Annotated in this window: 20 protein-coding genes and 1 tRNA gene; 11 read left to right on the forward strand and 10 right to left on the reverse strand. The window is 41.5% G+C overall.

All coding sequences use genetic code 11. The features are described from left to right. Position 1: 1 nt before the first annotated feature. Both dxs and AL038_RS03935 read right to left on the reverse strand, forming a co-directional pair. On the reverse strand, positions 2–1,921 hold the full coding sequence (dxs, locus tag AL038_RS03930; protein ID WP_101539100.1) for a 1-deoxy-D-xylulose-5-phosphate synthase: 1,920 nt from the start codon (positions 1,919–1,921) through the stop codon (positions 2–4). 321 nt (positions 1,922–2,242) lie between these two features. Next, entirely contained in the window at positions 2,243–2,401 is a 159-nt protein-coding gene (locus AL038_RS03935) for an Rpo12/RPC10 RNA polymerase subunit family protein (protein ID WP_161575421.1), read from the reverse strand. 416 nt (positions 2,402–2,817) lie between these two features. On the opposite strand from AL038_RS03935, the gene AL038_RS03940 reads away from it, so the two are divergent. The 3 genes from AL038_RS03940 (at position 2,818) to AL038_RS03950 (ending at position 6,247) form a co-directional block, all read left to right on the forward strand. Continuing rightward, entirely contained in the window at positions 2,818–5,754 is a 2,937-nt protein-coding gene (locus tag AL038_RS03940) for a DUF349 domain-containing protein (RefSeq protein WP_083991418.1), read from the forward strand. A gap of 133 nt (positions 5,755–5,887) precedes the next feature. Beyond that, complete coding sequence (locus AL038_RS18920) at positions 5,888–5,983, forward strand: hypothetical protein (protein WP_414635103.1); 96 nt, start codon at positions 5,888–5,890, stop codon at positions 5,981–5,983. 21 nt (positions 5,984–6,004) lie between these two features. Next, on the forward strand, positions 6,005–6,247 hold the full coding sequence (locus tag AL038_RS03950; protein ID WP_062149336.1) for a hypothetical protein: 243 nt from the start codon (positions 6,005–6,007) through the stop codon (positions 6,245–6,247). Between the two features lie 47 nt (positions 6,248–6,294). Here AL038_RS03950 and AL038_RS03955 read toward each other — a convergent pair whose 3' ends face one another. Next, positions 6,295–7,392 (reverse strand): hybrid sensor histidine kinase/response regulator, encoded by a 1,098-nt coding sequence (locus AL038_RS03955; RefSeq protein ID WP_062149339.1) that lies wholly within the window; start codon positions 7,390–7,392, stop codon positions 6,295–6,297. Between the two features lie 57 nt (positions 7,393–7,449). On the opposite strand from AL038_RS03955, the gene mnmC reads away from it, so the two are divergent. Then, positions 7,450–9,468 carry a bifunctional tRNA (5-methylaminomethyl-2-thiouridine)(34)-methyltransferase MnmC2/FAD-dependent 5-carboxymethylaminomethyl-2-thiouridine(34) oxidoreductase MnmC1 gene (gene mnmC / locus AL038_RS03960; protein WP_161575422.1) on the forward strand — a complete coding sequence of 673 codons (2,019 nt, stop codon included), beginning with the start codon at positions 7,450–7,452 and terminating at the stop codon, positions 9,466–9,468. A gap of 140 nt (positions 9,469–9,608) precedes the next feature. Here the strand turns inward: mnmC and AL038_RS03965 are convergent, their stop codons facing one another. Both AL038_RS03965 and AL038_RS03970 read right to left on the reverse strand, forming a co-directional pair. Further along, positions 9,609–10,547 carry a hypothetical protein gene (locus tag AL038_RS03965; RefSeq protein WP_062149345.1) on the reverse strand — a complete coding sequence of 313 codons (939 nt, stop codon included), beginning with the start codon at positions 10,545–10,547 and terminating at the stop codon, positions 9,609–9,611. Position 10,548: 1 nt separating this feature from the next. After that, positions 10,549–11,034, reverse strand: coding sequence for a DUF7004 family protein (locus AL038_RS03970; RefSeq protein WP_062149348.1), 486 nt, complete (start codon positions 11,032–11,034; stop codon positions 10,549–10,551). A gap of 268 nt (positions 11,035–11,302) precedes the next feature. Between AL038_RS03970 and AL038_RS03975 the strand changes: the two genes are divergently transcribed. Beyond that, positions 11,303–12,529 carry a sialidase family protein gene (locus AL038_RS03975; RefSeq protein ID WP_062149351.1) on the forward strand — a complete coding sequence of 409 codons (1,227 nt, stop codon included), beginning with the start codon at positions 11,303–11,305 and terminating at the stop codon, positions 12,527–12,529. 149 nt (positions 12,530–12,678) lie between these two features. Beyond that, a tRNA-Phe gene (locus AL038_RS03980) sits at positions 12,679–12,754 on the forward strand. 75 nt (positions 12,755–12,829) lie between these two features. Here the strand turns inward: AL038_RS03980 and AL038_RS03985 are convergent. The 5 genes from AL038_RS03985 to AL038_RS04005 form a co-directional block, all read right to left on the reverse strand. Beyond that, positions 12,830–13,528: a Crp/Fnr family transcriptional regulator gene (locus tag AL038_RS03985; RefSeq protein WP_062149354.1), complete on the reverse strand. Its 699-nt coding sequence runs from the start codon at positions 13,526–13,528 to the stop codon at positions 12,830–12,832. Positions 13,529–13,651: 123 nt separating this feature from the next. Next, positions 13,652–14,659 (reverse strand): porphobilinogen synthase, encoded by a 1,008-nt coding sequence (gene hemB, locus AL038_RS03990; protein ID WP_062149357.1) that lies wholly within the window; start codon positions 14,657–14,659, stop codon positions 13,652–13,654. Between the two features lie 288 nt (positions 14,660–14,947). After that, the gene (locus tag AL038_RS03995; RefSeq protein ID WP_062149360.1) at positions 14,948–15,388 is read right to left on the reverse strand and encodes a rhodanese-like domain-containing protein; all 441 of its coding nucleotides are present in this window, start codon (positions 15,386–15,388) and stop codon (positions 14,948–14,950) included. Between the two features lie 184 nt (positions 15,389–15,572). Then, positions 15,573–16,025 (reverse strand): NfeD family protein, encoded by a 453-nt coding sequence (locus AL038_RS04000; protein ID WP_066246090.1) that lies wholly within the window; start codon positions 16,023–16,025, stop codon positions 15,573–15,575. A 6-nt stretch (positions 16,026–16,031) separates the two neighbouring features. Continuing rightward, positions 16,032–16,928: an SPFH domain-containing protein gene (locus AL038_RS04005; protein ID WP_062155336.1), complete on the reverse strand. Its 897-nt coding sequence runs from the start codon at positions 16,926–16,928 to the stop codon at positions 16,032–16,034. 307 nt (positions 16,929–17,235) lie between these two features. Here AL038_RS04005 and AL038_RS04010 point away from each other — a divergent pair, with 307 nt between their 5' ends. The 5 genes from AL038_RS04010 to nadN all read left to right on the forward strand — a co-directional run bounded on the left by AL038_RS04010 (position 17,236) and on the right by nadN (position 26,183). Further along, on the forward strand, positions 17,236–17,997 hold the full coding sequence (locus tag AL038_RS04010; RefSeq protein ID WP_062149366.1) for a PP-loop family protein: 762 nt from the start codon (positions 17,236–17,238) through the stop codon (positions 17,995–17,997). Between the two features lie 84 nt (positions 17,998–18,081). Beyond that, positions 18,082–18,702, forward strand: a complete 621-nt coding sequence (gene serB / locus AL038_RS04015) for a phosphoserine phosphatase SerB (protein WP_062149369.1) — start codon at positions 18,082–18,084, stop codon at positions 18,700–18,702. Between the two features lie 103 nt (positions 18,703–18,805). Beyond that, positions 18,806–19,933 (forward strand): MORN repeat-containing protein, encoded by a 1,128-nt coding sequence (locus AL038_RS04020; protein ID WP_062149372.1) that lies wholly within the window; start codon positions 18,806–18,808, stop codon positions 19,931–19,933. A 1-nt stretch (position 19,934) separates the two neighbouring features. After that, positions 19,935–20,882 carry a 4-hydroxy-3-methylbut-2-enyl diphosphate reductase gene (ispH, locus tag AL038_RS04025; protein ID WP_062149375.1) on the forward strand — a complete coding sequence of 316 codons (948 nt, stop codon included), beginning with the start codon at positions 19,935–19,937 and terminating at the stop codon, positions 20,880–20,882. Positions 20,883–21,188: 306 nt separating this feature from the next. Further along, the gene (gene nadN, locus AL038_RS04030) at positions 21,189–26,183 is read left to right on the forward strand and encodes an NAD nucleotidase (protein WP_062149378.1); all 4,995 of its coding nucleotides are present in this window, start codon (positions 21,189–21,191) and stop codon (positions 26,181–26,183) included. The last annotated feature ends 82 nt before the right edge of the window (positions 26,184–26,265 follow it).

Genomic DNA, 26,265 nt, shown 5'->3' on the forward strand with positions numbered 1-26,265 from the left:
GTTATTTACTTTTCCCAACAACACTGACATTGGTTAAATAATTCGCGGGTTGAATGAGGCTAAGACGGCGTGTGACAGAGCGCACAATGCCCACTACATCCAGTCCACAATCAGCTAACATTTGGGCTTGTGTGCCATGTTCAAGGAAGCTGTCGGGTAAGCCTAGTTGTAAGACTGGAATAACAATGGCTTGCGTATGTAAATATTCACTCACGGCACTGCCTGCCCCCCCCATAATACAGCCTTCTTCAATGGTGACGATTAAATCGTGTTGTTGGGCAATGTTTAAAATCATGTCGTTATCTAGCGGTTTTACAAAGCGCATATTAACAACCGTTGCATCTAGTTGTTCTGCGGCTTCGGCGGCGACTTGCAGTAGTGTACCAAAGACGAGTAGTGCAACTTTGTGTCCTTGGCGACGTAATTCTGCTTTACCGATAGGGAGTGCAGTGAGTGCTTGGTCAACACTGATACCGATACCGTTACCACGCGGATAACGAACAGCACAAGGCGCTTCTTGGTGTAAAAAACCAGTGGTAAGCATTTGTCGACATTCATTTTCATCGGCAGGGGTCATAATCACCATGTTGGGGATACAGCGCATAAAGGCAATATCAAATGTGCCTGCATGGGTTGCACCATCTGCACCGACTAGGCCTGCGCGGTCTATGGCGAAAAGAACGGGGAGTTTTTGTAAGGCGACATCGTGTAATAGTTGGTCGTAAGCCCGTTGTAAAAAGGTGGAGTAAATCGCCACAACAGGTTTATAGCCTTCACACGCAAGCCCTGCTGCAAGGGTAACGCTATGTTGTTCTGCAATACTGACATCAAAGTAACGGTCGGGAAATTTTTCTGAGAAGTCGACTAAACCTGAGCCTTCACGCATAGCGGGGGTAATACCAACAAGTTTGTTATCTTGTGTTGCCATGTCACACAGCCATTGCCCAAAAATTTGGGTATAACTGGGCGCGCTGGCGGATTTTTTCGCCATTTTCCCTGTTTTCGGGTCAAACGCAGTGACACCGTGATAAGTACATGGATTATCTTCTGCAATGGGATAACCTTTGCCTTTTTTAGTAACAACATGAAGGAATTGAGGGCCATCTAAGGCTTTCATATTACGTAATGTGGGGATTAAGGCAGACAAATCATGTCCATCAATTGGGCCTATATAGTTAAAACCCAGTTCTTCAAACAAAGTACCCGGAATAACCATTCCCTTAACGTGTTCCTCCGCACGCCTAGCGAGTTCACGGACAGTAGGCATCCGCTGTAATAACTGTTTACTACCTTCGCGTACAGACGTATAGAATCGGCTAGACAATATTTTAGCCAAATAATTTGATAAGCCACCCACATTGGGTGAAATCGACATATCGTTATCGTTTAAAATAACTAATAAATTGGCATCCACATCGCCCGCATGTTCTAACGCTTCAAATGCCATCCCCGCAGTCAGTGCGCCATCGCCTATGATAGCCATTACTTTACGATTAACGCCTGCTAATTTAGCGGCAATTGCCATTCCTAAAGCAGCACTAATAGACGTGCTGGAATGTCCTACACCAAATGTATCGTATTCGCTTTCTGTTCGTTTGGGGAATCCTGATAAACCATTGAGTTGGCGAATCGTGTGCATTTTATCGCGTCGTCCCGTTAAAATTTTATGGGGATAACTTTGATGTCCTACATCCCAAACCACACGGTCATCAGGGGTATTAAAAACATAATGTAATGCTATCGTGAGTTCTACTGTGCCGAGATTAGAGGAAAAATGCCCGCCGATGCGACTGACAGTATTAATCAAAAATTCACGCAATTCATCTGCTAACAAAGGGAGTTGCTCCTCTGATAGCGTGCGCAACTGAGCGGGGGTGTCGATTTGTTCTAATAAGGAAATTGTGTTTTTCATAATCATCATGCAGTCGTCAATCAGGCTGTGGGTGGTTGTTGATTAAATTGCGTCATGTATTACGCACTTTCACGCCACGCTAAGAAATTATTACAGGTTTGTTACGCAAAGTAACGGAGATTGAATTGTATAATATTTTTTCGTTGTATTATTAACTTTTATGTCAATTATTAACGCAAAAGATGTTACCCCATCATAGAGATAACATCTTTTTCGATACGATTAATAGGGACTTAAACCGCAGTAACGTCTATGAGACCGCCTATAAAAGCAAGGAAAGACGACAGATAACACCGTTTGAAACAAGGGAATCCATCTTTTACAAACGGTCTATTGTTCCGTCATCGGATAACCGCATTCAGGGCATTCAATATCTTCACCTGCTTCTGCTTCTAACCGAAAACCACATTCATCACAAACGTATAACCCAGACCCGTATTCATCGGAATCATCCTCATAACCTTCATAATCGTCATCATAACGACCCATAAATGTTTGCCTCTCTTCTGTTCAGATAATGTGCATTCGATGTAACAACTTTATACTGCATTAATTTACATAGATTAAACCCAGAAACTTCATGACTAAACACGCCAAAAAACGCCAACCGTCATAATAAACACCAACATAAACATTTATAAGGTGATTATTCATCAGTAAATCATCACTGATTCTCGAATAAGATAGCGTATGAAATTCGCAAAAACAAAGTACACAAGCAGTAAATTTTCACCCAAAAATAATGTACAAGCACAGTGTTGACTATATCATTTTCTTAGCAATAAGAATTATCCGTTCTTGTGGCTTAGATGTGCAATTTACAATACTATTCAGGTAGAATAAGCCAAGATTAGCCAATAATCTGCTGTAACTTCTCAGTGAGTACCAACCGTCATGTGTTGAACATGACAACCTACATTCAGACTTACCCTACTCGTTTCTCAAACGACATATCGCGGGATATCATGATTCTTGACAAGATTATCAAACCCAAATGGCAGCATCGTAACCCAGAGGTTCGAAAACAAGCTGTTGAAGACCTAACTGATTTGACGCTGATTAGCGACATCGCACGTAAAGACGAATCCCCTCTTGTGCGTCTTACCGCTGTTCGCAAATTAAAAGACCTAACCCTACTCAATGAAATAGCCCAAACCGATACCGACAAAGAAGTTAAAGAATTTGTCAGCCAACGGTTTAAAGATTTTCTAAGCGGACGTAAAGAAGGCATAGACCTACCTACACGCCTACAATGGGTAACACAACTCAATGATAGTAACCTACTAGAACAGCTTGCCCGCACAGGTAAAGAAGCCGAATTGCGGCTAGCTGCTTTAAACAAAGTTACCCGCGAAAGCCTCTGTGGAGACCTCGCAATTGAAGACCCAGACAATCAAGTCAGAACAACTGCCGCAGAAAAAATCACACAAAAATCCACCTTAGAACGTGTCTTTAAAGCACTGCGAAATAAAGATAAAAAAATCAGTCAACTCATGCGAGAACGTCTGGATGTCCTAATAGAAGCCAGCGAACGCCCTGCCAAAATTAAAGCGGAAGCCGAGCGTATTTGTAGCCGTTTAGAACTCCTGCTCAAAGCGAAAGCGTGGGAACAACCCAATGACACAGAATTTAAACGCTTACAAGTAGATTGGACAACCATTGCAACCGAAGCAGAACCAACATACATAAACCGCTACCAACAAGCCGAACAACTCTTTACAAAAAATTTTCAAAGTTACCAACAAACTCAAGCCGAACTGCGTGAACGCGAAGCCGCCTTTATTCCACTACGCGAGGTCAAACAAACCCTGTATGACCAACTGGTTGCCCTGCTTACAAGCCTAGAAGCCGACCCAGCAACAACGGATGTCACACAAACGTTAGACAGCCTACAAATGCAATGGGATGCTATCACCAGTTTACCCCAAGCAGAAGAAGAACAGTGGCAAAATCGCTTTAAACAAGCCTTGACAACCGCCCAAAAATATCAGCAAACTGCACAAACATTCCACAGCGTTACCCAAGCACTTGAACGCATTTTGCGTCGCGCCGAAAACTTGTTAAAGAACCAACAAGACACACAAAAAGCCCAACATACAAAAGAATTAGAAAGCGCGTGGGAAGCTGTTACCCAACCCGAAAACAAGCCAGAATTGTTGAAAACCCTCAACATTCGTTTCAATGACACTGTCAAAGCGTTAAAAACCTCTATGGAAGAACAGAACGAACACCGTGAGCAAGCCGTAAAAACGCTGAAGCAAATTCTTAAAGATATTGAAACCGCTTTAGAAACAGGCGAATTGCACACCGCAATGCCCCTAGAGCAACAAGCAAAAGACCTTGCTCAACAACATCCCGGATTGCTCAATCGCAACAAAAATTTAGAAGCGCGGCTACATGGTATTTCTGCCAAAATTCGTGAACTCCACAGCTGGGAACGTTGGGGCGACAATGTTGAGCGAGAACAGTTATGCGCAGAAATGGAAGAACTGGCAATTAATCCTGATGATGACCCAGAAGTAACAGCGCGTCTCATTCGTGAAGCCCAAGCAAAATGGAAAAGTTTAGGGACACATGGCTATCCACAAGCCCTGTGGGAACGGTTTAATAAAGCCTGCAATACCGCTTATAAACCTTGCCAAGAACATTTTGAAGTACAAGCGAAAGAACGAGAAAAGAATTATCAACAGAAACAAACCTTATGCGACCAGTTAGAAACATTTGCCGCCCAAATAGATTGGCACAATCCCGACTGGAAACAGATTTACAACACCATTCGTGACATAGACAAAGCATGGCGACAATTAGGGCCGACGAATCGCAAAGCCCGCAAAATCATCTCTACCCGCTATGAAAAAATGATGGGTAATATCGAGAAATATCTCGACGAAGAGCGTAAAGACAATCAAAAACAACGTGAACAACTGATTGAGAAAGTCAAAGCCACACAAACTTATGATGATGTGGAAAAAGCCATTAATGAAGTCAAAGGCCTACAAGCAGAATGGCATGTAAGCGTTCCCGGCTCGCGTGGCAGAGAACGACAACTATGGAAAGCTTTCCGCAGTGCTTGCGATATAGTGTTTGAACGACGCAAAGAAAAACAAGATGCGTTTAAGAAAGAACTACAAACCCATTACGACGCGAAAGTAGCTGTCTGTGAAAAAATTGAAGCCCTCACCCAACTAGATGGGGAAGCATTTAAAGACGCAGTCGGACAACTGAAAAAACTGCAAAAAGAATGGCATGATGTTGGTGAAGTGCCGAAAAAACAGAAAGATACCCTAGATGACCGCTACAAAAAAGTTTGCAAACAACTGGAACAGAAATATCAAGCCCATTTAGTCTTAGAAAAACGGGCGCAATTACAACTGTTACGGCAAAAAGCTGCCTTGTGTATTCAACTGGAACGTGCGGAAATTATTGATATAGACAGCCAGATTGCCGATGCACAAAACCAATGGGCTGCATTAGCAACACTGGAAAATATGCAGTTAGAGCAATCTATTACGATTCGTTTTGCAACTGCTAACGACATGGTTAAAACAGGTGAACAAGTTTATAACCCAGCCGTTTTGCAAGCGCAATCTGTTTTATGTTTGCGCCTAGAAATTTTGGCAGGTGTGCCTTCTCCACCTGAAGCCGCAGAAGCACGTATGGCGTATCAAGTTGCACGTTTATCACAAGTAATGAGTGGTGAAGCACAAGCACGTACAGATAAATTCGCAGAAGTGCAAGAAATTGAACGCGCATGGCACTTAAGCGGTGCAACGGCGGGCGATGACGCGCTCAAATTAGAACAACGTTTTTATCATGCGTTAGAATCATTTTACGCAAGCTAAGATTATCGGGGCGACAAGTTCGCCCCTCGTAAAACATGTGATAAAAAACACTGCATAGATAGCATGATAGAACAAATAATCTCTATATTTTTTATCATCAGTGGATTATAAAGACTGGCTATGATTAATCATGATGCTTCAGCCTGATGCGCATGAACAAGCTAGAAATAACAATGTTGTGACAAAAATTGTTGAAATAGCTGAAAATTTCAGGCTCAAATACTCATAATCCTCGCGCTATAACCCAAAAATGACCTTTTCCCTCTGGCACATTGCTCAAGCCGACAAAGTTGCTCGCCCTGTATGCGAAGCGGGTAATAAACACGTTGTATTTGATACATTAGGATTGGCACAAGATTTTATTCGTTTGTTGCCTGAACCTACAATGGAAGGAGTCATCGTTATTATTAACGACGATAAAACTGAAATTGTTCATGCAGAAGATTGGCAGGCGTTATTGGCAATTACGCAACAAGACGATTTGCAAACTTAGATGTAAAGTTAAAAACACCAAATAGATTAATTCTTTTTTAAACAATGCTATACAGCTTTTACAAGTTGTAAACTGACAGTTGTTCCACCATTTTTGTCTTGTTGTGTATTCACTTGCGACTGAATATGAACCGTTCCCCCATAAGCATTAATCAGTCGTGCAACCAACGGCAAAGCGCAACCTGCCCCAACTTCTCCTGCTGTTCCCGCTCGTGTAGTGGTTTTGCTCAAATCAAAAAGATGTTGGCAAAGTTTTTCTGACATCCCCATCCCATAGTCATGAATGTTTAATGCAACAATATAATCATTGAGTGAATAGGCCTGAATCACGATTTGCGTATTAGGGTAAGAAAATTTAATTGCATTGTTTAATATGTAATTTATAACCTGTTTTGTAAAAGAAAAATTTTCAACCATAACATATAAATGCTCATCAACCTGTAAATCAAGAGTAATTTTTTTCTGATTTAAATTAGCTTGTTGTAAAAACATCGCGGTTTTAATGGCTTCTTTTACAGAAACAGCCGATAGATGAACTTCTCTTTCTTGCAACTCACGAATTTCTCTTACATTATCAATTAACTGCAATCCATTTTGTGCGGCGGTAAATAAAACATGCTGCATACGCATAAACATGTCATAAGAAAGATTTACACTTAATAATGAAACAATTGCGCTTAATGGTGTAGAAAGGTCATGACATAATAAATGTAATAAGGCTTTGCGGTCATGATTAATTTGTTGAAGCAACCTGTATGGCATTGTTGATGCCAGTTGTTTTTGTAAGCGAGCCAATAACTCCCATGATTTAATTGGTTTTACAACAAAATCATCTGCATTTAAATTTATTTCTGTTTGAATAAACGCACTATTTTCATCATCTGTCATGAGCAAAATAATGGGAATATGTGCTGTTTTCTGAGTGGATTTTATGTGATTACAAATAGTTATATCGTTTTCTTTCGATGGTAAAATATCTAATAGAACTAAATCAGGTAATTGCTGGATAAATTGTTCTAAAATAGGTTGGTCTTTTTCTATCGCGTGAATCTGATAATGATTATTTTGCAACAGCGTAGTGATTGATTGTCGTGTTATTTCATCATTGCTAATCAATAAAATATGAGTCTGTTCAGGTGTTTTCATTCGTTAGCTAAGTCGGATAGTTGTACAGCAAATATGGGACATTATAAAAATCTTTCTGTGAACAAACAATTATACAACGCAATTATTCAATGGGATGCGGACGAAAATCCTTATACCCCTCAATTTCAAGATATCTACTACGCACAACAAGGGGGATTAGCAGAAACTGAGTTTATTTTTTTATTGCATAATCAACTATATAAACGTTGGCTAACCCATGATTTTACCACTCGCCCGTTTGTGATTGCAGAAACAGGATTTGGAACAGGCTTGAATTTTTTAGCTACATGGCAAGCTTTTTTGCAACAGTGTTCTGATACAAACGGTATTTTACATTTTATTTCTGTAGAGCAATTTCCTTTATCGCAAGTTGACATAACCCGTTCATTGGCAAAATGGACAAGTCTTACTACTTATCGCGATGAATTATTAGCTGTTTACCCACTGGCAATTTATGGCTGGCATCGTTTTTCTTTTGCAAATGGTCGGGTCGTTTTAACGCTGGGTTTAGGGGATGTAAACGAATTGTTGCCTAGTTTATATGCCAATACGGAAACAGGATTGGTGGATGCGTGGTATTTAGATGGTTTTTCCCCCGCAAAAAATCCAAGTATGTGGCAAGCCAGCTTGTTTGAGCAAATGCAACGCTTAAGCCGAGCAGATGCCAGTTTTAGCACCTTTACCGCTGCGGGTTCAGTTCGGCGTGGATTGCAAGCAGTCGGGTTTTGCGTCAATAAAGTTGCGGGTTTTGCGGATAAACGGGAAATGCTTTGCGGTCATGCCCCTAATCCAAAACAACCAATACTATCTACAAAATCCACCATGCCCGCATGGTTTCGCTACCCCGCTTTAACGACGGATAAACACCATGCCGTTATCATCGGCGCGGGATTAGCAGGAACAGCAACCGCGCAAGCACTGAGTCAACGGGGTTGGCATTGCACCTTGCTTGAGGCGCAAGCGGAAATTGCTTTGGGTGGCTCAGGCAATCGGCAAGGAATTTTATATCCTTTACTTTCTGCAAGTTGGGATGATTTACCAACCCAGTTTTATCTTACCGCTTATCAATACGCAAGGTATCTTTTACAGCAGTTAAATAAACAAGCCTTTGTTTTTGAAGCCTGTGGGGTTTTACAGTTAGCAGGTGATGTAACGGCACAAATGCGTTTTGAGAAAATTGTACAAACCTTGCAACTCCCGCCTGCATTTGTTCAGTGTGTATCAGCAACACAAGCACGATTATTAGCGGGTGTAGAACTGACACAAGCAGGTTTATTTTTCCCGCAAGCGGGTTGGGTTGCAACGGCGACCGTTTGTCAGCAACTTTTAAACAAAGCCCGCCAACAGGCAGATGTCCAATTAAAATTAAATAGTTATGTTGCCAATTTACAGCGGACAACAGAGGGGTGGCAAGTGCTGGATGCCGAAGGGCAGCTATTGGCACACGCGCCAACGGTTATTTTTACTAATGCGAGTGGTTTTCAAGCCTTACCGTATGCTCAGGCGTTGCCTTTACAAACAGTACGCGGACAGGTGAGCTATGTAGCATCAACAATGACGAGCCAAACATTAGCAACCGCTGTTTGTTATGACGGTTTTATAACGCCTGCATGGCAAGCACAGCATGTTGTGGGAGCAAGTTATGATGTGAACGCCAGTCGTGCGTTTATTTCGGCTGCGGATAATCAAGCGAATTTGGCTAAGTTGCGGGCGGTATTACCTGATGTCGCAGCCAGTATTGGTTCGTTTGTTTCTGCACGCAGTGCTGTCCGTTGTAGCAGTCTTGACCATTTGCCATTAATTGGAGCATTACCTGATTATGCGCTATTTATGCAAAATTACGCAGATTTACAACAGGGTAAACGAGCATCTTGTTATACCGCGCCTGTGTATCATCAAGGTTTATATGTAAATCTAGCGCATGGTTCGCGCGGTTTATTGTCGGCTTTATTTGGTGCAGAAATAATAGCGAGTTTGTTAAACCATGAGCCGTTACCGCTTTCGCAGCGGGTTTTAGAAGCCCTTGCGCCACAACGTTTTTGGGTAAGGCAGTTAAAACGCGGCTCATCGGCTTGAGTTTATGATAGTGCCAAATCAAGCTTACGATTTTGTCACTATCAATGTTAGAAATAAACCAGATATTACTGTTTTAAAAGATATTGCACGATTTTTGCGGATGGTTTAATTCCGAAAATACCAATTCGGACAATTTTTCTTTACAACTGTTTAATTGCCTTACTTATCAATCGTATTCGTGCAATATTCCATTCTAAAATTTGTAGTGTATCTGCTGGGATTTTTCCTTGATAAATCTGTGCAACAGGTGTAATGACATTGGTTAATCCTAAATAGGCTTTAATAACTTGTAATTCCGCAAGGACAAAACCTGTCATTCCAAAGGTTTCTGTCGGTGTAATTTGTTGAATAGAGTTTCTTTGATAAACATTGATATTAAGGTTTATTTTGTTTATGTTCAAATGGGTTTGAATTTCTTGCATTTCTTTAATGAGTGTTAATCCTGCATTGAAAACATCGACTGGAAGAACGTTATCTTTTTTAGGGGGTGGCAAGGTACTATCCGTTAATTCTAAGGCATACAACAGGGCATCAATATCGTAATGAATACGCATTGCTTGCCCGAAAACGTGAGACGGTAAGAAGCTTGTGCCAGTGAATGCGTCTAATTCATAAAGTATTTGATTCAGCGCGTTGTAATTATCCAACTGGGTTTTTTTGGTAAAAACAGGCGGTGGGGGGATTTCTGTTTTTATATCAAAAACGCGCTTTAACAAAAATAGTTCTGTCCGAATACGACAAACTTGTTCATAAATAACCGCTGTTGATACGTCCTTTTCAGGTTCTCGAGAAGGAATATTCAATCGTGGTAAATTATATTTTTCATGGATATGATCTAGTTTGAAAAGTATTTGGTAGGTTTTTTGCCACGTGAGGCGTGGAACAACTTGTAGGGTAACTTGTGGTGGTATAATTTCTTTATCTATTTTAAGATATTGTTTTATAATGTTTAATTCTTGTTGTACATTATAAATTTCTGTATAAGTGTCGTCTATACTGATTTCGCTAGCCTTTGCAACGGATAAGATAGCCAGTAATAGACAAGTGGTAAAAAATCTCAATTGGGTAATATCAATCATTCTAAAACCCCTTTTCTTTGCATAGTACATCTAATTCTCGCCATTTTTTTCCCCGACTATAATTAGCCGCAATGTTTGGTGCTATTTGTTCTATAAGTGTTTGGTGCATTCCTAAGCGTTTAATTCTTTTCTTGAGAATAGCCCCCTGTTTATTTTCTTCAGCAACCATACCCGCATAAATAACGGTAAACCAAATCGCAATTTCTAAACTATCTACTTGATATTTTTCTGTTAATTGTAATATTAGGGATAGCACATCAGGGTTAATTTGTGCATTTGTTTTTTCATAAATCGCTATATAATCATCATATAAAGATTGAAAACCATATAATTTTCCTAATATTTGCAATCTTGCAAAATAGTATGTATCTGATGGTGCATAACGCCGTTGAGCAGGACGGTGTAAATAAACGCACCAATCATCAAAGCGTCCACTGTCAAAGGCAACAGTGCTGCCATCATTAAATGTTTGAATCAATCTTTGCATATTTTTATGCCTAACAGGTTATTTTTCATGTAAGGTAGTATTTTTTTTGAAGTTATGCAATAACTCAGATGATTTATTGACGGTTTATTTCACATCTTATTGTAGAAATTGAGGAATGAGAAAACGGGGTGGTTTAAGCATGGTAGCTTAAAATGGGTTGGTAATTTGGTTGACTATTTATTTTTCTAGTCTATCTTCCCTTGAAATTATACAGACAGTAATTTACTTTATATACTAACTAGTTACTAATTTTTTATCGAGAATTAAAATGTTACGTTTTGGTGTTAAATATTTAATTAGCAGTTATTGCTTATGTTTTTCGCTCATTGTGTCTGCTGAATGTTTGTTCACAACGACAACGGGTGTCACTGTAGATGGACATTATCCGCGTTTTGCGGAGTTGTCTGATGGGAGTGTGTTGATGTCTGCAGACCGCTATATTGTCAATGAACAAGGACAAGGCGGACAGGCCATTGTTATTTTTCGGGGTGACAAAAATTTGTTAGTTTGGGAGGAGGTGGTGATTGCTGCTTATAACCCGCCTGCGAATTTTAGTAATGCTTACTTGACCGTTTTAAAGGCAAAAGGCAGTCGTCCTGAAACCATTTTATTGGCATTGCGTGCGTGGGAAGGGATAAATTCTCATATTGATGTTATTCAAAGTACGGATAAGGGCAAAACATGGCAATTCCGTTCACAAGCCTTTGGTGAAAATATGGGGAATTTGACCAATGGGGAAAGTGATGATGGGAGTACGGTGAGTGATGTGGGTGTCTATGAACCCAGTTTGTGGGTTTCACACGACGGTTATAACGCGAGCGGTAATGAAACTTTGTTCATTACGTATGCGTCAGAAGTGTCAGCAACGGCTGACCATGCTTATGAAAATGAACAAGTTATTTTATTACAACGCTCGGATGATTTAGGCTTGTCATGGTCAGCCCCCGTTGTTGTTACAGAAAATGAGCCTTATCAACGATTTGGTATGCCTGCGATTATTGCGGTTGATAATTTAATGGCGGTTTTTTATGAGCAGGTTGATTTAACCCCTGAGCGGGTTTATTCGTGGTGGGATTTTAAAACCCGCCCTGCTTGGAAATGGTCAATTCGTTCTGCATTGTCGGTGGACGGGGGACATTCGTGGAATAGTGGCTATATGATGTTTGATAGCCGTTTAGGCTATGTGGATAACGAGGGTAAAAGTATTAATTATTCGGGCGCGCCTGTGGTTCGCTTCTTGCGTTTTCCAAATAGTAGTGTCGATACCATCGGACTCATTTTTCAAGTTGCGAATATTCCAACTTATGCAGACCGCAACACAGCAAAAGTCAGCCCTTATTATATTGGTTTAACCAAAGAAGGGATTGAATTTTATCGTGGCCCTTTACCCGAACCGCTGTCCGCATGGTGGGCAAGTAGTTTTCAACACAGTATTAGCGGTAAGATTATCTTAGCAGGCGATAAAGAGGGTTGTATGCAGGCAGGATTTTATTAAAAATTAGTATATTGTATGCTTAATTACTCAGGTGCAAACGCTATTGCACCTGTTAGTCTGGCGGTTCGTTTGGCAATATCTGCTTTATTTATGATGACTGCTTGACAAAGAGACTGATTAGGTGTTTAATACGTGCCTTCAAACCGTGTGGCCAGATAGCTCAGTCGGTAGAGCAGGGGACTGAAAATCCCCGTGTCGTTGGTTCGATTCCGACTCTGGCCACCATCTTTATCTGCAAAACCTTCTGTTGTCCTAATCCCCTTCGTCGTTTTCTTCTGTTAGTGTTTTAATCTATTTGGATTACCACATATCTGCACGGCTGTTAATGAACTTTTGTAACGCTCGCGCATCACACAAAGTTATCTGTCCTTTTTCCAGTAATAGCCAACCGTTGTCCCGCCAATAATGTAATTGTTTAGTCACTTCTGTACGGGTTGTACCTAAGCGTTGTGCGAGTTCATCGTGTGAAAGTAGCGGTAAACGAATACCTTCATCCATTTTCTCGCCTTCTCGAGACGCATTAAGTAGGTGTTTTGCAAGCCGACGAGATATGTCTAAAAAAGTGAGGTCTTCAATATATTCATTGCTTTGTCTAACACGTTCGCAGAGTAATCTTATCATTTGTAATGCTAACATCGGTTCTTGTTGTAACAACAAGGTAAAATCACGATGACGAATCATCAGTAATTGACTGTCTTCTGATGCGACTGCATCGGCTGTGCGTGGGCTACCGTCTAACAGGGCAATTTCTCCGAAGATATCACTTTTCTCCATGATTTTTAAAATCAGTTCTTGCCCTTCCAAAGAACGATTACTGATTCGAATACGTCCTGCTAACACGCCATAAAGTGCATCACCCGCTTCGTCTTTTACAAATAAAACTTCGCCCTTTTTAAGATGACGAATGCTACTGATGGATAAAATCCGTTCAACTAATTTTTTGTTTAAATGACGGAACAACGCATGTTCTCTTAGCATTATTTCTTGTGTTGCTAACATAATTTTTTCACTTTAAAAATATCAAGTCACAATTGGAGCTGACGCAATAAACCCAGCGTATTGCGTTTGTAAGTTCTAACATCAGTAAGGTGTGTGGCTAACACACCTCTAACTTGAAAAATATTACTTTTGTTGCAAATAAAGGGCGGCTTGCTTTGCAAAATAGGTCAAAATGCCGTCTGCTCCCGCTCGTTTACAAGCAATGAGTGATTCCAACATCACTGATTGTTCATCTAGCCAGCCGTTTTGTGCTGCCGCTTTTAACATGGCATATTCACCACTGACTTGATACGCAAACGTAGGTACACGCAGCTCTGTTTTAACCCGACGAACAATATCTAAATAAGGCATTGCGGGTTTTACCATCACCATATCAGCACCTTCTTGTATATCTAAAGCAACTTCACGTAAGGCTTCATCACTATTAGCAATATCCATTTGATAGGTATGTTTATTTCCTTTACCTAATGCACCCGATGAACCAACGGCATCACGAAAAGGGCCATAAAAACTAGACGCATATTTTGCCGAATAAGCCATGATGCGTGTGTGTTTAAATTCTGAGGATTCAAACGCATAACGAATTTCACCAATGCGTCCATCCATCATGTCAGAGGGCGCGACAATATCTACACCAGCTTCTGCATGTGACAGTGCTTGTTGAATCAATACGTGGGTGGTTTCATCATTCATGACATACCCTGACGCATCAATCAAGCCGTCTTGCCCATGTGTTGTGTAAGGGTCTAGGGCTATATCGGTGATGATACCTAATTGAGGAAAGGCTTGTTTTAAACACCTGACGGCACGCGGAACTAAACCGTCGGGGTTATAAGATTCGGCGGCATTCAATGATTTTTTATCGGGCGTAATAACAGGGAATAAGGCGATTGCAGGAATATTGAGCTGGACTAATTGTTCGGCTTCTTTAAGAAGTTCATCAATACTTAAACGATATTGCTCAGGCATGGAGGGAATCGCAACCCGCTGTTGTTGTCCTTCCATGATAAATAAGGGATAAATCAAATCATCCGTTGTTAAGTGATGTTCTCGCATTAAACGACGAGAAAATTCATCACGACGCATTCTACGCATCCGCAAAGCGGGAAAAGGAGCATTAGTAAGAGGCATATTATCGCTAAAACCGAAAAATAGTTAAAAAATAGAGTGTAGCTGAATTGGAGGGAACTTTGAACAGCGGGGGATGAGCACTTATTTTCTGGAATTTATGTCATTCAAAAAAGTTATGTTGAATGAAGAAGAAAGGACAAAACATTTTTCTTGATTAAATATTATCCAAATTAAACCCCATTAATTATAAGAAATGAGGGCGCGTTTTTTGTCTTTTTCGCCTGTTAATACAGATTCAGACAAAAAAGACAAAAACCGTGTGTAACACTAAAAGGTTAAAGAAAAAATCTAAATCTGTTCCCAAGGTAAGCCATGAAATCGCCAACCGCTGATGGTGCTGCGATGATGCTCATGGTCTAATGGTCCTTCAAATCCTTCTATCACATTATAAACATTTGAAAACCCTTTTCTTACCAATTCTTTACCGGCCTCTAAAGAGCGATTTCCGCTACGACAAATTAATAAAATAGGAATGCTATCAATGGGATGTTCTACATCATCATGGTCAGTAATTACTCCACCTAACAACAGTTTGCGAACTTCAGCGGCAAAGTGAGGATTTACTGTCCAATCAGGCTCATCAATCCAAGGAATATGAATTGCCCCTTTTGGATGTCCTATCCATAAATATTCCATTTCTGCACGAACATCAATCAAAATGGCTTTTGGGTTTTCTTCAAGTAATCGCCACGCTTCTCTAGGGGCGATAGAATGGACTATTTCTGTCATTTTTATGGGTTATTTACGTATAAAGTGAAGTATCAGAGAAATAAAAAACGGGTTGCATTATTACCCCGTTTTTTGTTCATTATAGTCAAATATCTATATTCTTGACTCAATGATTATTGAATAGGCGTAGTTGATATGATTCTACCTTAACCAAAGTAGAATCATTGTATTTTGAATTCAGCAGCTAATTTTCTTCAACAAGCGGTTCTACTTTCAGACGCACACCATCAACACTTATCACCTTTACTTTTGTACCAACAGGACAATCCGAGCCTTCTACCCGCCAATAACCATCGCCAATTCGTACCTTACCAACCCCATCATTAATAGCTTCTGTGACAGAAAAAATACGCCCTATATACTCACTACCCCGTTGATTAAGCAAGGGCTGGTCGGTTTTAGTCGGATACTTAGCCTGCAAAGAACGCCCCAGCCAAACAATAAAAATAGACAACAGAGAAAAAAGGATAAGCTGTATTTCAATCCCCATTTGAGGAAAGACTAATACCACAAAACCCGTTACAACTGCTGCGGCTGCCGACCAAATAAATAGCGTTGTAGGCACGACCAACTCTATGATGCTTAAAAGAATAGCGAGAATCCACCAATACCAAAAATTAACATATAAACTACTCATGATATTTTAACTACTTGTCCCTGCTGGTGGTATAGTCGGACTGGGATTACGCTTGCTAATCGCCTCTTTGGCAAGCTCACCAATCCCTGCAATAGAACCAATCACGCTAGCGGCCTCTAACGGCATCATGATCACTTTTTGATTGTCCGCGCTAGCAATTTGTCCCAACGCTTTTACATAATCCTGCGCAATAAAATAATTAATTGCCTGTACATTACCCTTTGATATTGCCTGTGAAAGCATCATAGTTGCTTTTGCTTCCGCTTCCGCTTCCCGTTCCCGCGCCTCTGCATCACGAAAAGCGGCTTCTTTACGTCCCTCAGCAGCGAGAATAATAGATTGTTTTTCCCCTTCCGCTTTTAAAATATCCGCTTGACGTTCCCCTTCCGCTTCCAAAATAGAAGCCCGTTTGTCACGCTCAGCTTTCATCTGTCGCGCCATAGAATCAATCAAATCCTTTGGCGGCGCAATATCTTTAATTTCAATACGGAGAATTTTTATTCCCCAAGGCGTTGTCGCCTCATCCACAACACGTAACAACTGATGATTGATTTCATCCCGTTTCGACAACAACTCATCTAAATCCATAGACCCCATGACAGTACGAATGTTTGTCATGGTGAGATTCAAAATTGCGTCCATCAAATTTTGCACTTGATAAGCCGCTTCTGAAGCATTCATAATTTGAAAGAAGGCAACGCCATCCACCCGTACCATCGCATTATCTTTCGTGATAATTTCTTGAGAAGGCACGTCCATGACTTGTTCCATCATGCTCAATTTTTTCGATACATTCTCAATGATGGGAATGATAAAATTTAATCCAGGGGAAAGCGTGCGGATGTATTTACCAAACCGTTCAACCGTCCAATTACTCCCTTGTGGCACTGATTTAATACTCATCAAAATCAGCGTAAACGCGAGTCCTGTAAATAGCGCGGCAAAAATAAAGAATTGTCCCACTTTTTATGCTCCTGAATAAAACAACATCTACATAGTTAGATAACGAGTAGTCTTACATAATACAATGATTTCAGCACGAACATTCTGTACAAAAAAATCACCAAATGCATATTTTTCGCCCTAAAGATTAACCCCGTTTCAAACCCCTTATTTAAAACGGACTAAATTTCAATGCAAATACCTTGCGTACTTACCCAAACCTGTTTAAGACTACGCCATTATTACTATAATTCTAGTGACAAAAAACATGAATCAATTGATAAAACCCCCTAAATCATTACTACGCTGTGTTGGGCGTGCGATTGGCGATTATGCCATGATTAAAGCCAATGATAGGGTTTTGTTAGGCTTATCGGGCGGGAAAGACTCCCTTTCTCTCCTCCACATTCTGGCGCACCTCAAACGTCACGCGCCAATTCATTTCAACCTAGGCGTTATCACAGTTGACCCGCTGATTTCTGGTTTTGACCCATCCCCCTTAAAAACCTATTTAGCCGACTTAAATATCCCTTATTTTTACCAACAACAACCGATTATGGAAGAAGCCTTACGCCATATTCGCGGCGACTCCTTTTGCGCCTACTGCTCCCGCATGAAACGCGGAATAATGTACAGCACCGCTCGCAAAGAAGGCTACAACGTACTTGCCCTTGCACAACATCTGGACGACTTAGCCGAAAGTTTTTTAATGTCCGCCTTTCACGGTGGACGGCTACAAACCATGAAAGCACATTACACCAATGATGCAGGCGATATTCGCGTCATCCGTCCGCTAATCTATGCACGTGAACGCCAAACCGCAGACTTTGCCAAAGCCACACAACTTCCTGTTATTTTTGATAACTGCCCTGCCTGCTTTAGCAAACCGACCCAACGGCATCACATCAAACAACTCCTAGCAACCGAAGAACTTGCCTATAAACAAATTTTTAGAAACCTACTCCACGCGATGCGCCCGCTTATGCAAGGCAACCAACCCGCGCTACAAGAAACAGATGACGACTCGTAACCTACCCCGTAAAGCAACTGAAACATGGCATAATATTGTTATGCACACCCCAGAAACAACACCATAATGCCTTTAGGAAAAACCATGAAACTCTGTGTTTTTGATTTTGATTCAACCCTTATGGACGGGGAAACCATTGATGAAATTGCGGCAGCCTGTGGCAAAAAAAATGCAGTTGCACACATTACCGAACAAGCCATGCAAGGAAAACTAGATTTTTTTGAAGCCCTTACCCAACGTGTTGCCATGCTTGCAGGGACATCCTACACAAAAGTTATCGATGTTTGCCAACACCTTCCCCTAATGAATGGCGCACTAGAAACCGTACAAGGCTTACAACAACAAGGCTATAAAGTTGTGATTCTCTCTGGCGGATTTCACGAAGCAACGGCATACTTAGGAAAACAACTAGGCGTTGATGGCGAATTTGCCAACTTCCTACATCATAAAGAAAATGTTTTAACAGGCAAGGTTGGTGGCGAAATGATGCAAAGCACCTCAAAAGGTGACATGCTTGCACGATTACAAAAACTCCTAGGGGCAGAAAAAGCCAACACCATCGTTGTCGGAGATGGTGCGAATGATGCCTCCATGTTTCCCTATGCCGACAAAAAAGTAGCCTTCTGCGCTAAACCAATTTTAAAACAACAAGCTAATATTATTATTGACCATAAAGATTTACGGGAACTACTGCAACACATATAAAATGATGACATCCCCCGTTTCAACTCTTAGACTTAATGAGACAACGTTTTTTTTAACGCCTTAATGGCAACACACACATCACAGAATAATGAGGAGTATCTGCATGAGTAAAAAAGGATATTGGGCTTTATGGGCGATATTACTCTTACCACTATCAATGCCCCTGTATGCAGATAAAAATGACGACGAGGCAGACCCAGAAATTGTCAAAAAAGCCGTGACTTGGGCAAATGGTGACTATTTTGATGGTGAATATGAAGGTAAAGAACGCTCTGGCTCAGGCGTTTATATCTGGGCAAATGGCGACAAATTTAAAGGCGACTTCTACGAAGGCAAGCGTGATGGCTCAGGGGTTTATACATGGGCAAATGGCGACAAATATGAAGGCGACTATGCTGAAGATAAACGCGATGGAGAAGGCACTTACACATGGGCAAATGGCGACCAGTTTAAAGGCGAATTTAGCGAAGGCAAACGTGGACAAGGTAAACTCACCAAATCAGCCGTTCCCCCTGTAAAACCCGCACCCGTTGCAGAAAAACCCGCCGCAACAACCCCACCTGTTACAACAGCCGCCAAAGAAACCCCCGAAACCAAAGAGACCAAAGACCCCAGTGCCTCCACAAAACCGATAGAACCCAACAAATCAACGCCCCCCCCTGTCGTTGCTAAAGTCACGCCACCAGTTGCCAATAAACCAATTACCGAAGCGAAAACCACCAACGACAACATCGTCAAATTCACCTGGCCCAATGGCGACAGCTACGAAGGTGAAATAGTTGACGGTCAACGCACAGGCAGAGGCATTTATACATGGAAAAACGGAGATAGCTATCAAGGCGACTTCACCAATGGTATTCGTGAAGGAGAAGGCATTTACCTCTGGAAAAATGGCGACCGCTACGAAGGCGATTTTGCAGCTAACCGTCGCGAAGGTAAAGGCACTTACCTGTGGACAAACGGCGACCGCTACGAAGGCGACTTTATTAACGGCACACGTCATGGCAAAGGCATTTTAACTTGGGCAGATGGCGACCGCTATGAAGGCGAATTTTCCAAAGGAAAGCGCACAGGACAAGGCATTTACACCTCATCAACAGGTGACCGTTATGAAGGGGGTTTTGTAGATGGAAAACGACACGGCAAAGGCAAACTCATTACAGATGGTGTTGAAGAAGCCGTAGAATACAAAAATGGTATTTTAACTGACCATGCAAAAGCTGAGAAATAACATGAATGTCATTCTTGCCCAACCACGAGGCTTTTGTGCAGGCGTTGTCCGCGCGATTGAAATCGTAGAACAGGCACTGATGGTTTATCCATCCCCCGTTTATGTACTACACGAAATTGTCCACAACCGCTATGTCGTAGATGACTTACGACAACGCGGCGCGGTATTTGTTGAAACCTTAGACGAAGTACCATTAGGGGCTGTGTGTATTTTCAGCGCGCATGGCGTAGCACAAGCTGTGGTTAAAAATGCTGAACTGCGCCAGTTAGAAGTGATTGATGCAACCTGTCCACTGGTTACTAAAGTACACCAACAAGCCCAACGTTATGTGCAACAAGGTGCTGAAATAGTGATTATTGGACATGCAGGACACCCTGAAGTAGAAGGTACACGTGGACGCATTGATGGCATTGTACACATCCTTTCTACCGTTGCTGAAGCACAAGCCCTACAAGTGCGTGACCCTGAAAAACTGGCCTACGTTACACAAACAACGCTTAGTGTAGATGATACCAAAGATGTAATTGCCGTCTTAAGCCAACGTTTTCCCACAATTCAAGGGCCGCAACTAAGCGATATATGCTATGCCACCCAAAACCGCCAAAATGCCGTCCGTGAATTAGCAACAAAAGTGAATTTATTACTGGTGGTTGGCGCACAAAACAGCTCAAATTCTAATCGGTTACGTGAAGCGGGTGAACAAGCAGGTGTAACATCTTATCTTATTCAAGACGCGCACGATTTAAACCCCGAATGGTTTACAGGCGACCAACAAATTGGTGTTACAGCAGGTGCATCTGCCCCTGAAATATTAATACAAGGCGTATTAGACCGACTAAAAACGTTTGGTGTACAAACGATTAGCATTATGGATGGTCAGCCAGAAAATACCACATTCAAATTGCCATTGGCTTTATTAGAAAAGGTAAAACAAAAAGAGGTTGTTTGAGCAGACGGATAACACCGCTTTAAACGGTGTTATCTATTTTTAAAGATTGTCTGAATCCTGATTCAGACAATCTTCAATTCTAAAAAGCCTGTCTAAACCAGAATTCACTGAATTACCAGCCATCAGAATTTTAAAAACAACATTCCTTGCCTTTTAATTCTGGAAATTCCGTTAATTCTGAAAATCCTGATTCAGACAATCTTTGAAAACAGATACCATCCGCCGTCATTGCCTTGTCATGTTTAATTGGTAAAAAGTGAAGTTTGTTTATTTAACACTTTTCCAATTATCAAGTAGGATTTATTTATGACTCAAGGCATTATGAGAAAACAGGCTTGGCAATGGTTAATCACAAGCGGTTTGCTTGCGTTTGCCCCTGTAAGCCTTGCCGAGATGACGATAACAGAAGTAGGACGTTATCAAAGCAATTTATTTGCGCAGGGCGGCGCGGAGATTGTCGCGTTTGATTCAGTGAATAAACAAGTGTTTGTGGTGAATTCTGGTCTGGCTCAAATAGACGTATTGAGTTTAAACACCATAGCAACCCCACAAAAAATTAGCACGATTGATGCGAAAGCGTTAGGCGCGGGCGCAAATAGCGTGGCAGTGAAAAATGGGATTGTTGCAGTTGCCATTGAAAACGTGGATAAACAAGCGAATGGTCTCGTGGCTTTTTATGACAGCACTACCTTAAAACTGCTAAAAACCGTCACCGTTGGCGCGTTGCCTGATATGGTAACTTTCAGCCCCGATGGTAAAACGGTATTAGTTGCCAATGAAGGCGAACCAAACGCCGATTATACCGTTGACCCTGAAGGCTCTGTTAGTATCATCGATATTAGTCATGGCGTGGAAAATGCCGTTGCCAAAATTGCGGATTTCTCTGCTTTTAATACGCAAAAACAGCGATTATTAAACAAAGGCGTGCGGATTTTTGGAAAAGGTGCAAATGTCGCTCAAGACCTTGAACCTGAATATATTACCGTAACAGCCGATAGCAAAACCGCGTATGTCAGTTTACAAGAAGCTAACGCGCTAGCAATTATAGACATCGCCAATGCAAAAGTGTTGGATGTCGTGCCATTAGGTTATAAAGACCATAATCAAGGTGCGCCCAGTTTACAAACGTTCAACTTTCCCGAAATGCCTGATTTAAATACCAGTGCAATGGGCGAAACGGTAAAATTAGGCGGTTTTTCGGGCCTACATTTTGAAGGTGTAGATAGTGCGACGGGCAATTATAAGTTTGTCACCATTCCCGATAGAGGACCTGATGCAGGTTTAGTTGATGTAGATGGTGATGGTGTACAAGAGCGGATTTTTACCATTCCGCAGTATCAAATCCGCGTCGTGCGTTTTGAAGTTAATCCACAAACGGGTGTCGTACAAATCACCCAACAAATCCCCCTAACTCGCCAAGACGGCACGACCCCCATTACAGGATTACCCAATATTGCAGGCGCAGATGAATCCCCCGCCGAGCAAGTACCCAGTAATGGACAGTTTACCATTGAGGGCAAACAGTATAATAAACTAGACTACGATATCTTTGGTGCTGATTTGGAAGGTATCGTGATTAATCCCGTAGATAACTCATTCTGGATGGTTGACGAACAACGTCCTGCCATTTATCACTTTTTAGCAGATGGCAAATTAGCGAATCGTTTTGTACCACAAGGCACAGACCCTGAAGGACAAGCGCGTTATGGTGCAGAAACGTTACCTGCAGTTTATCGTAAACGGGTAAATAATCGCGGGTTTGAAGCGGTTGCGTTAGATACTGAACAAAATATTCTTTACGCCTTTATTCAAACACCTTTAGCCAATCCAAACATGGCTGCGTCGAATGCTTCTACCGTTATTCGCATGTTAGGCATTAATCCTGATACGGGTGAAACCGTTGCAGAGTATGTGTATTTATTAGAAAAACCTGTGGTACGTGGAAGCGTAGTTGACAAAATTGGTGATGCAACCTATGCAGGCAATGGTCAATTTTATGTGGTAGAACGCGATTCTGATTTAACGGCCAACAGTATTAAACCTGTGTATAAAATTGATTTAAAAGGGGCAACAAATTTATTAACCAGTAATATCAATTTATTACCTGATTTAACTTTAGAACAACATACGCCCGACCAATTATCTAGCGTGGGTATTCAAGCAGTACACAAACGCAAAATACTCAATTTACCCTCTATAGGCTATTTACCCAGTGATAAATCCGAAGGCTTAACTGTTTTACCCGATGGAAAATTAGCCGTATTAAGTGATAACGATTTTGCTGCAAACCCAGAAACAGCACAAATTCAAATGGGTCTTATCAGTTTTGGCACAAATTACGGATTAGATGCCAGTGATAAAGACGGGATGATTAATATCCGTAATTGGCCAGTGTTAGGCAGCTATATGCCTGACTCTTTAGCGAATATTGTTATCAATGGTAATACCTATATTGTCACTGCAAACGAAGGCGATTCGCGTGATTACGCAGGTTTTAGCGAAGAGGTTCGTATCGGCAGCAGTAAAGTGGTGTTAGACCCCATTGTCTTTCCTAATGCCAGTGATTTAAAAACCGATGAACAACTGGGACGCTTAAAAATCACCAATACACAAGGTGATATAGACGGCGATGGCGATTATGATGAACTCTATGCTTTTGGTGCGCGTTCATTTTCTGTATGGGACAATCGCGGCAATTTAGTGTACGACAGTGGCGACCAGTTTGAACGCTTTACCGCCGAATTACTGCCAGACTTTTTTAATACCAGCCATGACAACAACAAATTTGATGACCGTAGTGACGACAAAGGTGTAGAACCTGAAGCCATTGCCGTTGGAGAAGTAAACGGACAACCTTACGCATTCATAGGCTTTGAACGCTTAGGTGGAGTAGCTGTGTATAACCTCAGCAATCCACACGCGCCCCAATTTGTTGATTATGTCAATAACCGCCACTTTGCAGTTACCCCTGAAGCAGGTGCAGATACAGGCGATTTAGGCCCTGAAGGTTTTTCATTTGTTCATGCCTCACAAAGTCCCACAGGACAAGCCCTATTAATTATTGGTAATGAAATCAGTGGTTCAACAACTTTATACCAATTGGGCGACAGTGCAACAGCCGTTACATTACCCAATTTAAACACGGGTGTTGCGACAGATGCGCAAGGGCAACATGTTGATAAACAGACAAGTTTTGCGGGTGGTATTTCCGTTAAACAAACCGCGTTTGACAAGGCTGTTGGACAAAAATTAGCGGATAAAGCAACCGTGCGTGGACGGATTTATGTCGACCCCGCCGATGTGGGTAAAGTTGCAGATATTGTGGTGTACGCAGCTTATAAACCCATTTTAGCGGCTAATTCGCCCACTGTGCCCGCTAACTATTTTATGCTAAATGCCCAAAACCAAATTGTGACATGGGATGGCAAACTCAGCACATTAAGCGCGTATCAAACTAATCTCACCCTGAGTGCGCAACAAGATGTTTTACTTTACGATGCGAATTGGCTGGTTTCAGGCTATTTAGAACTATCATTCGGCTACCGTTTACAAGATGGAACATTAGTTTTAAGTGGCACACCCATTACTACAACCATTAACGACACACCTGTCGTTGCACTACGGACTAGTTTGATTCACATCAACGATTCCCATTCCCACTTAACCGAAGAAACCATCGATTTAAATCTGAATGGCAAAACAACACGGGTCAACATGGGCGGTTTCGCACGGGTAGCGACTAAAATTAATGCCCTGCGGAAAACAGCAGAAAATCCACTAGTGTTGCACATAGGCGATGCGGTAGTAGGTACTTTGTACTACTCCTTATTCAAAGGTGCAGCAGATGCAGCCGCTTTAAATACCATCAAATTTGACGCATTAACACTGGGAAATCACGAATTTGATGATGGCAATGCTAATCTTGCCCAATTCCTCAAGCAACTCGACAATATTCCTGCCTTATCCGCCAATATCGATGTCTCCCAAAGTGCTGACTTAAAAGACTTGGTTAAACCTTATTTAATTAAAGAAATCAATGGACAAAAAGTTGCCTTAGTAGGGATTACCACATTAAAAACCCTCGTCAGTTCTTCACCCGGTGCAGATATTACTTTCAGTAACGAAGTAGAAGCTGCAAAACAAGTGGTTGCTGAACTAGAAGGCATGGGGATTAATAAAATTATCTTCATGACCCATTATGGCTACACACAAGATATTGAACTGGCTAAACAAGTATCAGGTATAGATGTTATTTTGGGGGGTGATTCCCATACATTACTTGGTAACTTTAGCAATATAGGCTTAAGTTCCGAAGGTGCGTATCCCACCATTGCACGCACACCCGCAGGCGAAAAAGTGTGTATTGGGCAAGCATGGCAATATGCTTATGTTGTGGGTTTTATGACGGTTGATTTTGATGATGCGGGCAATGTGCTGTATTGCGATGGTAATCCAACCCTATTGTTAGGAGATAATTTCTTACAAGCGGATGCCGCAGGCACTTTTGTTGCGGTTTCTGACGCAATGAAAACACAATTAAGTCAACTGATTAATACCCAGTACACCGCTGAAATTGTGCCAGAAAATAGCGATATGGCAGGTGTTTTATCCCTATTTAGCGAACAAGTTAATGTTCTAAAACAATCTGTTATTGGTAAGGCAACGGATAGTTTATTACACATTCGCATACCGGGGAAACACACTTCAGGCGTAGAACTGTCACACGGTAGCATGATTGCACCTGTGGTTGCTGAAGGTTTTTATCAACAACTGAAAACCCGCAACTATAACCCTGATTTGATACTCCAAAATGCAGGGGGTGTCCGTGTTGACCTGCCACAAGGTGACATTACAGTTGCAACAGCTTACACGCTCTTACCGTTTGGCAATACGATTTATGTCTTAGACATGACAGGCGCGGAAGTAAAACAAGCGATAGAAGACGGCTTGAGCAATTATTTTGACAATGCAGGCTCAAGCGGTTCATTTCCATACGCTTATGGGATTCATTACACGGTTGACATGAACAAAGCCAACGGCGAGCGCGTCACCAGTTTAGAAGTGATGAGTAAAACGGATGGGACATATAGCGTAATAAACCCAGAAAGTTTATATCGGGTTGGCGTAAATTCATTTATGGCAACAGGCGGAGATGGTTATACCACCTTGAAAAAGGTAGCGGCTGACCGTCGTACCGATACCTACTTTGATTATGCAGAATCATTTGTGAATTATATGAAAGCTGTTGGCACAATCAGTGCGCCAACTAGCTATAATTTAACCTATATTCCCAAACAATAATCTGTTAGTTCAGTCCAGTTAAACCCAAAGGAGCTACCTTGTATAAGATAGCTCCTTTTTTACAACCTGATTTTAAAAATAA

The sequence above is a fragment of the Beggiatoa leptomitoformis genome (genome assembly GCF_001305575.3).
Lineage (GTDB): Bacteria > Pseudomonadota > Gammaproteobacteria > Beggiatoales > Beggiatoaceae > Beggiatoa > Beggiatoa leptomitoformis.

What these genes read in the sequence shown, in the direction of transcription:
- dxs (WP_101539100.1), bottom strand. Translation starts at nt 1,921, where the DNA reads ATGATGATTATGAAAAACACAATTTCCTTATTAGAACAAATCGACACC.
- AL038_RS03935 (WP_161575421.1), bottom strand. Translation starts at nt 2,401, where the DNA reads ATGGGTCGTTATGATGACGATTATGAAGGTTATGAGGATGATTCCGAT.
- AL038_RS03940 (WP_083991418.1), top strand. Translation starts at nt 2,818, where the DNA reads ATGACAACCTACATTCAGACTTACCCTACTCGTTTCTCAAACGACATA.
- AL038_RS18920 (WP_414635103.1), top strand. Translation starts at nt 5,888, where the DNA reads ATGCTTCAGCCTGATGCGCATGAACAAGCTAGAAATAACAATGTTGTG.
- AL038_RS03950 (WP_062149336.1), top strand. Translation starts at nt 6,005, where the DNA reads ATGACCTTTTCCCTCTGGCACATTGCTCAAGCCGACAAAGTTGCTCGC.
- AL038_RS03955 (WP_062149339.1), bottom strand. Translation starts at nt 7,392, where the DNA reads ATGAAAACACCTGAACAGACTCATATTTTATTGATTAGCAATGATGAA.
- AL038_RS03965 (WP_062149345.1), bottom strand. Translation starts at nt 10,547, where the DNA reads ATGATTGATATTACCCAATTGAGATTTTTTACCACTTGTCTATTACTG.
- AL038_RS03970 (WP_062149348.1), bottom strand. Translation starts at nt 11,034, where the DNA reads ATGCAAAGATTGATTCAAACATTTAATGATGGCAGCACTGTTGCCTTT.
- AL038_RS03975 (WP_062149351.1), top strand. Translation starts at nt 11,303, where the DNA reads ATGTTACGTTTTGGTGTTAAATATTTAATTAGCAGTTATTGCTTATGT.
- AL038_RS03985 (WP_062149354.1), bottom strand. Translation starts at nt 13,528, where the DNA reads ATGTTAGCAACACAAGAAATAATGCTAAGAGAACATGCGTTGTTCCGT.
- hemB (WP_062149357.1), bottom strand. Translation starts at nt 14,659, where the DNA reads ATGCCTCTTACTAATGCTCCTTTTCCCGCTTTGCGGATGCGTAGAATG.
- AL038_RS03995 (WP_062149360.1), bottom strand. Translation starts at nt 15,388, where the DNA reads ATGACAGAAATAGTCCATTCTATCGCCCCTAGAGAAGCGTGGCGATTA.
- AL038_RS04000 (WP_066246090.1), bottom strand. Translation starts at nt 16,025, where the DNA reads ATGAGTAGTTTATATGTTAATTTTTGGTATTGGTGGATTCTCGCTATT.
- AL038_RS04005 (WP_062155336.1), bottom strand. Translation starts at nt 16,928, where the DNA reads ATGAGTATTAAATCAGTGCCACAAGGGAGTAATTGGACGGTTGAACGG.
- AL038_RS04010 (WP_062149366.1), top strand. Translation starts at nt 17,236, where the DNA reads ATGAATCAATTGATAAAACCCCCTAAATCATTACTACGCTGTGTTGGG.
- serB (WP_062149369.1), top strand. Translation starts at nt 18,082, where the DNA reads ATGAAACTCTGTGTTTTTGATTTTGATTCAACCCTTATGGACGGGGAA.
- AL038_RS04020 (WP_062149372.1), top strand. Translation starts at nt 18,806, where the DNA reads ATGAGTAAAAAAGGATATTGGGCTTTATGGGCGATATTACTCTTACCA.
- ispH (WP_062149375.1), top strand. Translation starts at nt 19,935, where the DNA reads ATGAATGTCATTCTTGCCCAACCACGAGGCTTTTGTGCAGGCGTTGTC.
- nadN (WP_062149378.1), top strand. Translation starts at nt 21,189, where the DNA reads ATGACTCAAGGCATTATGAGAAAACAGGCTTGGCAATGGTTAATCACA.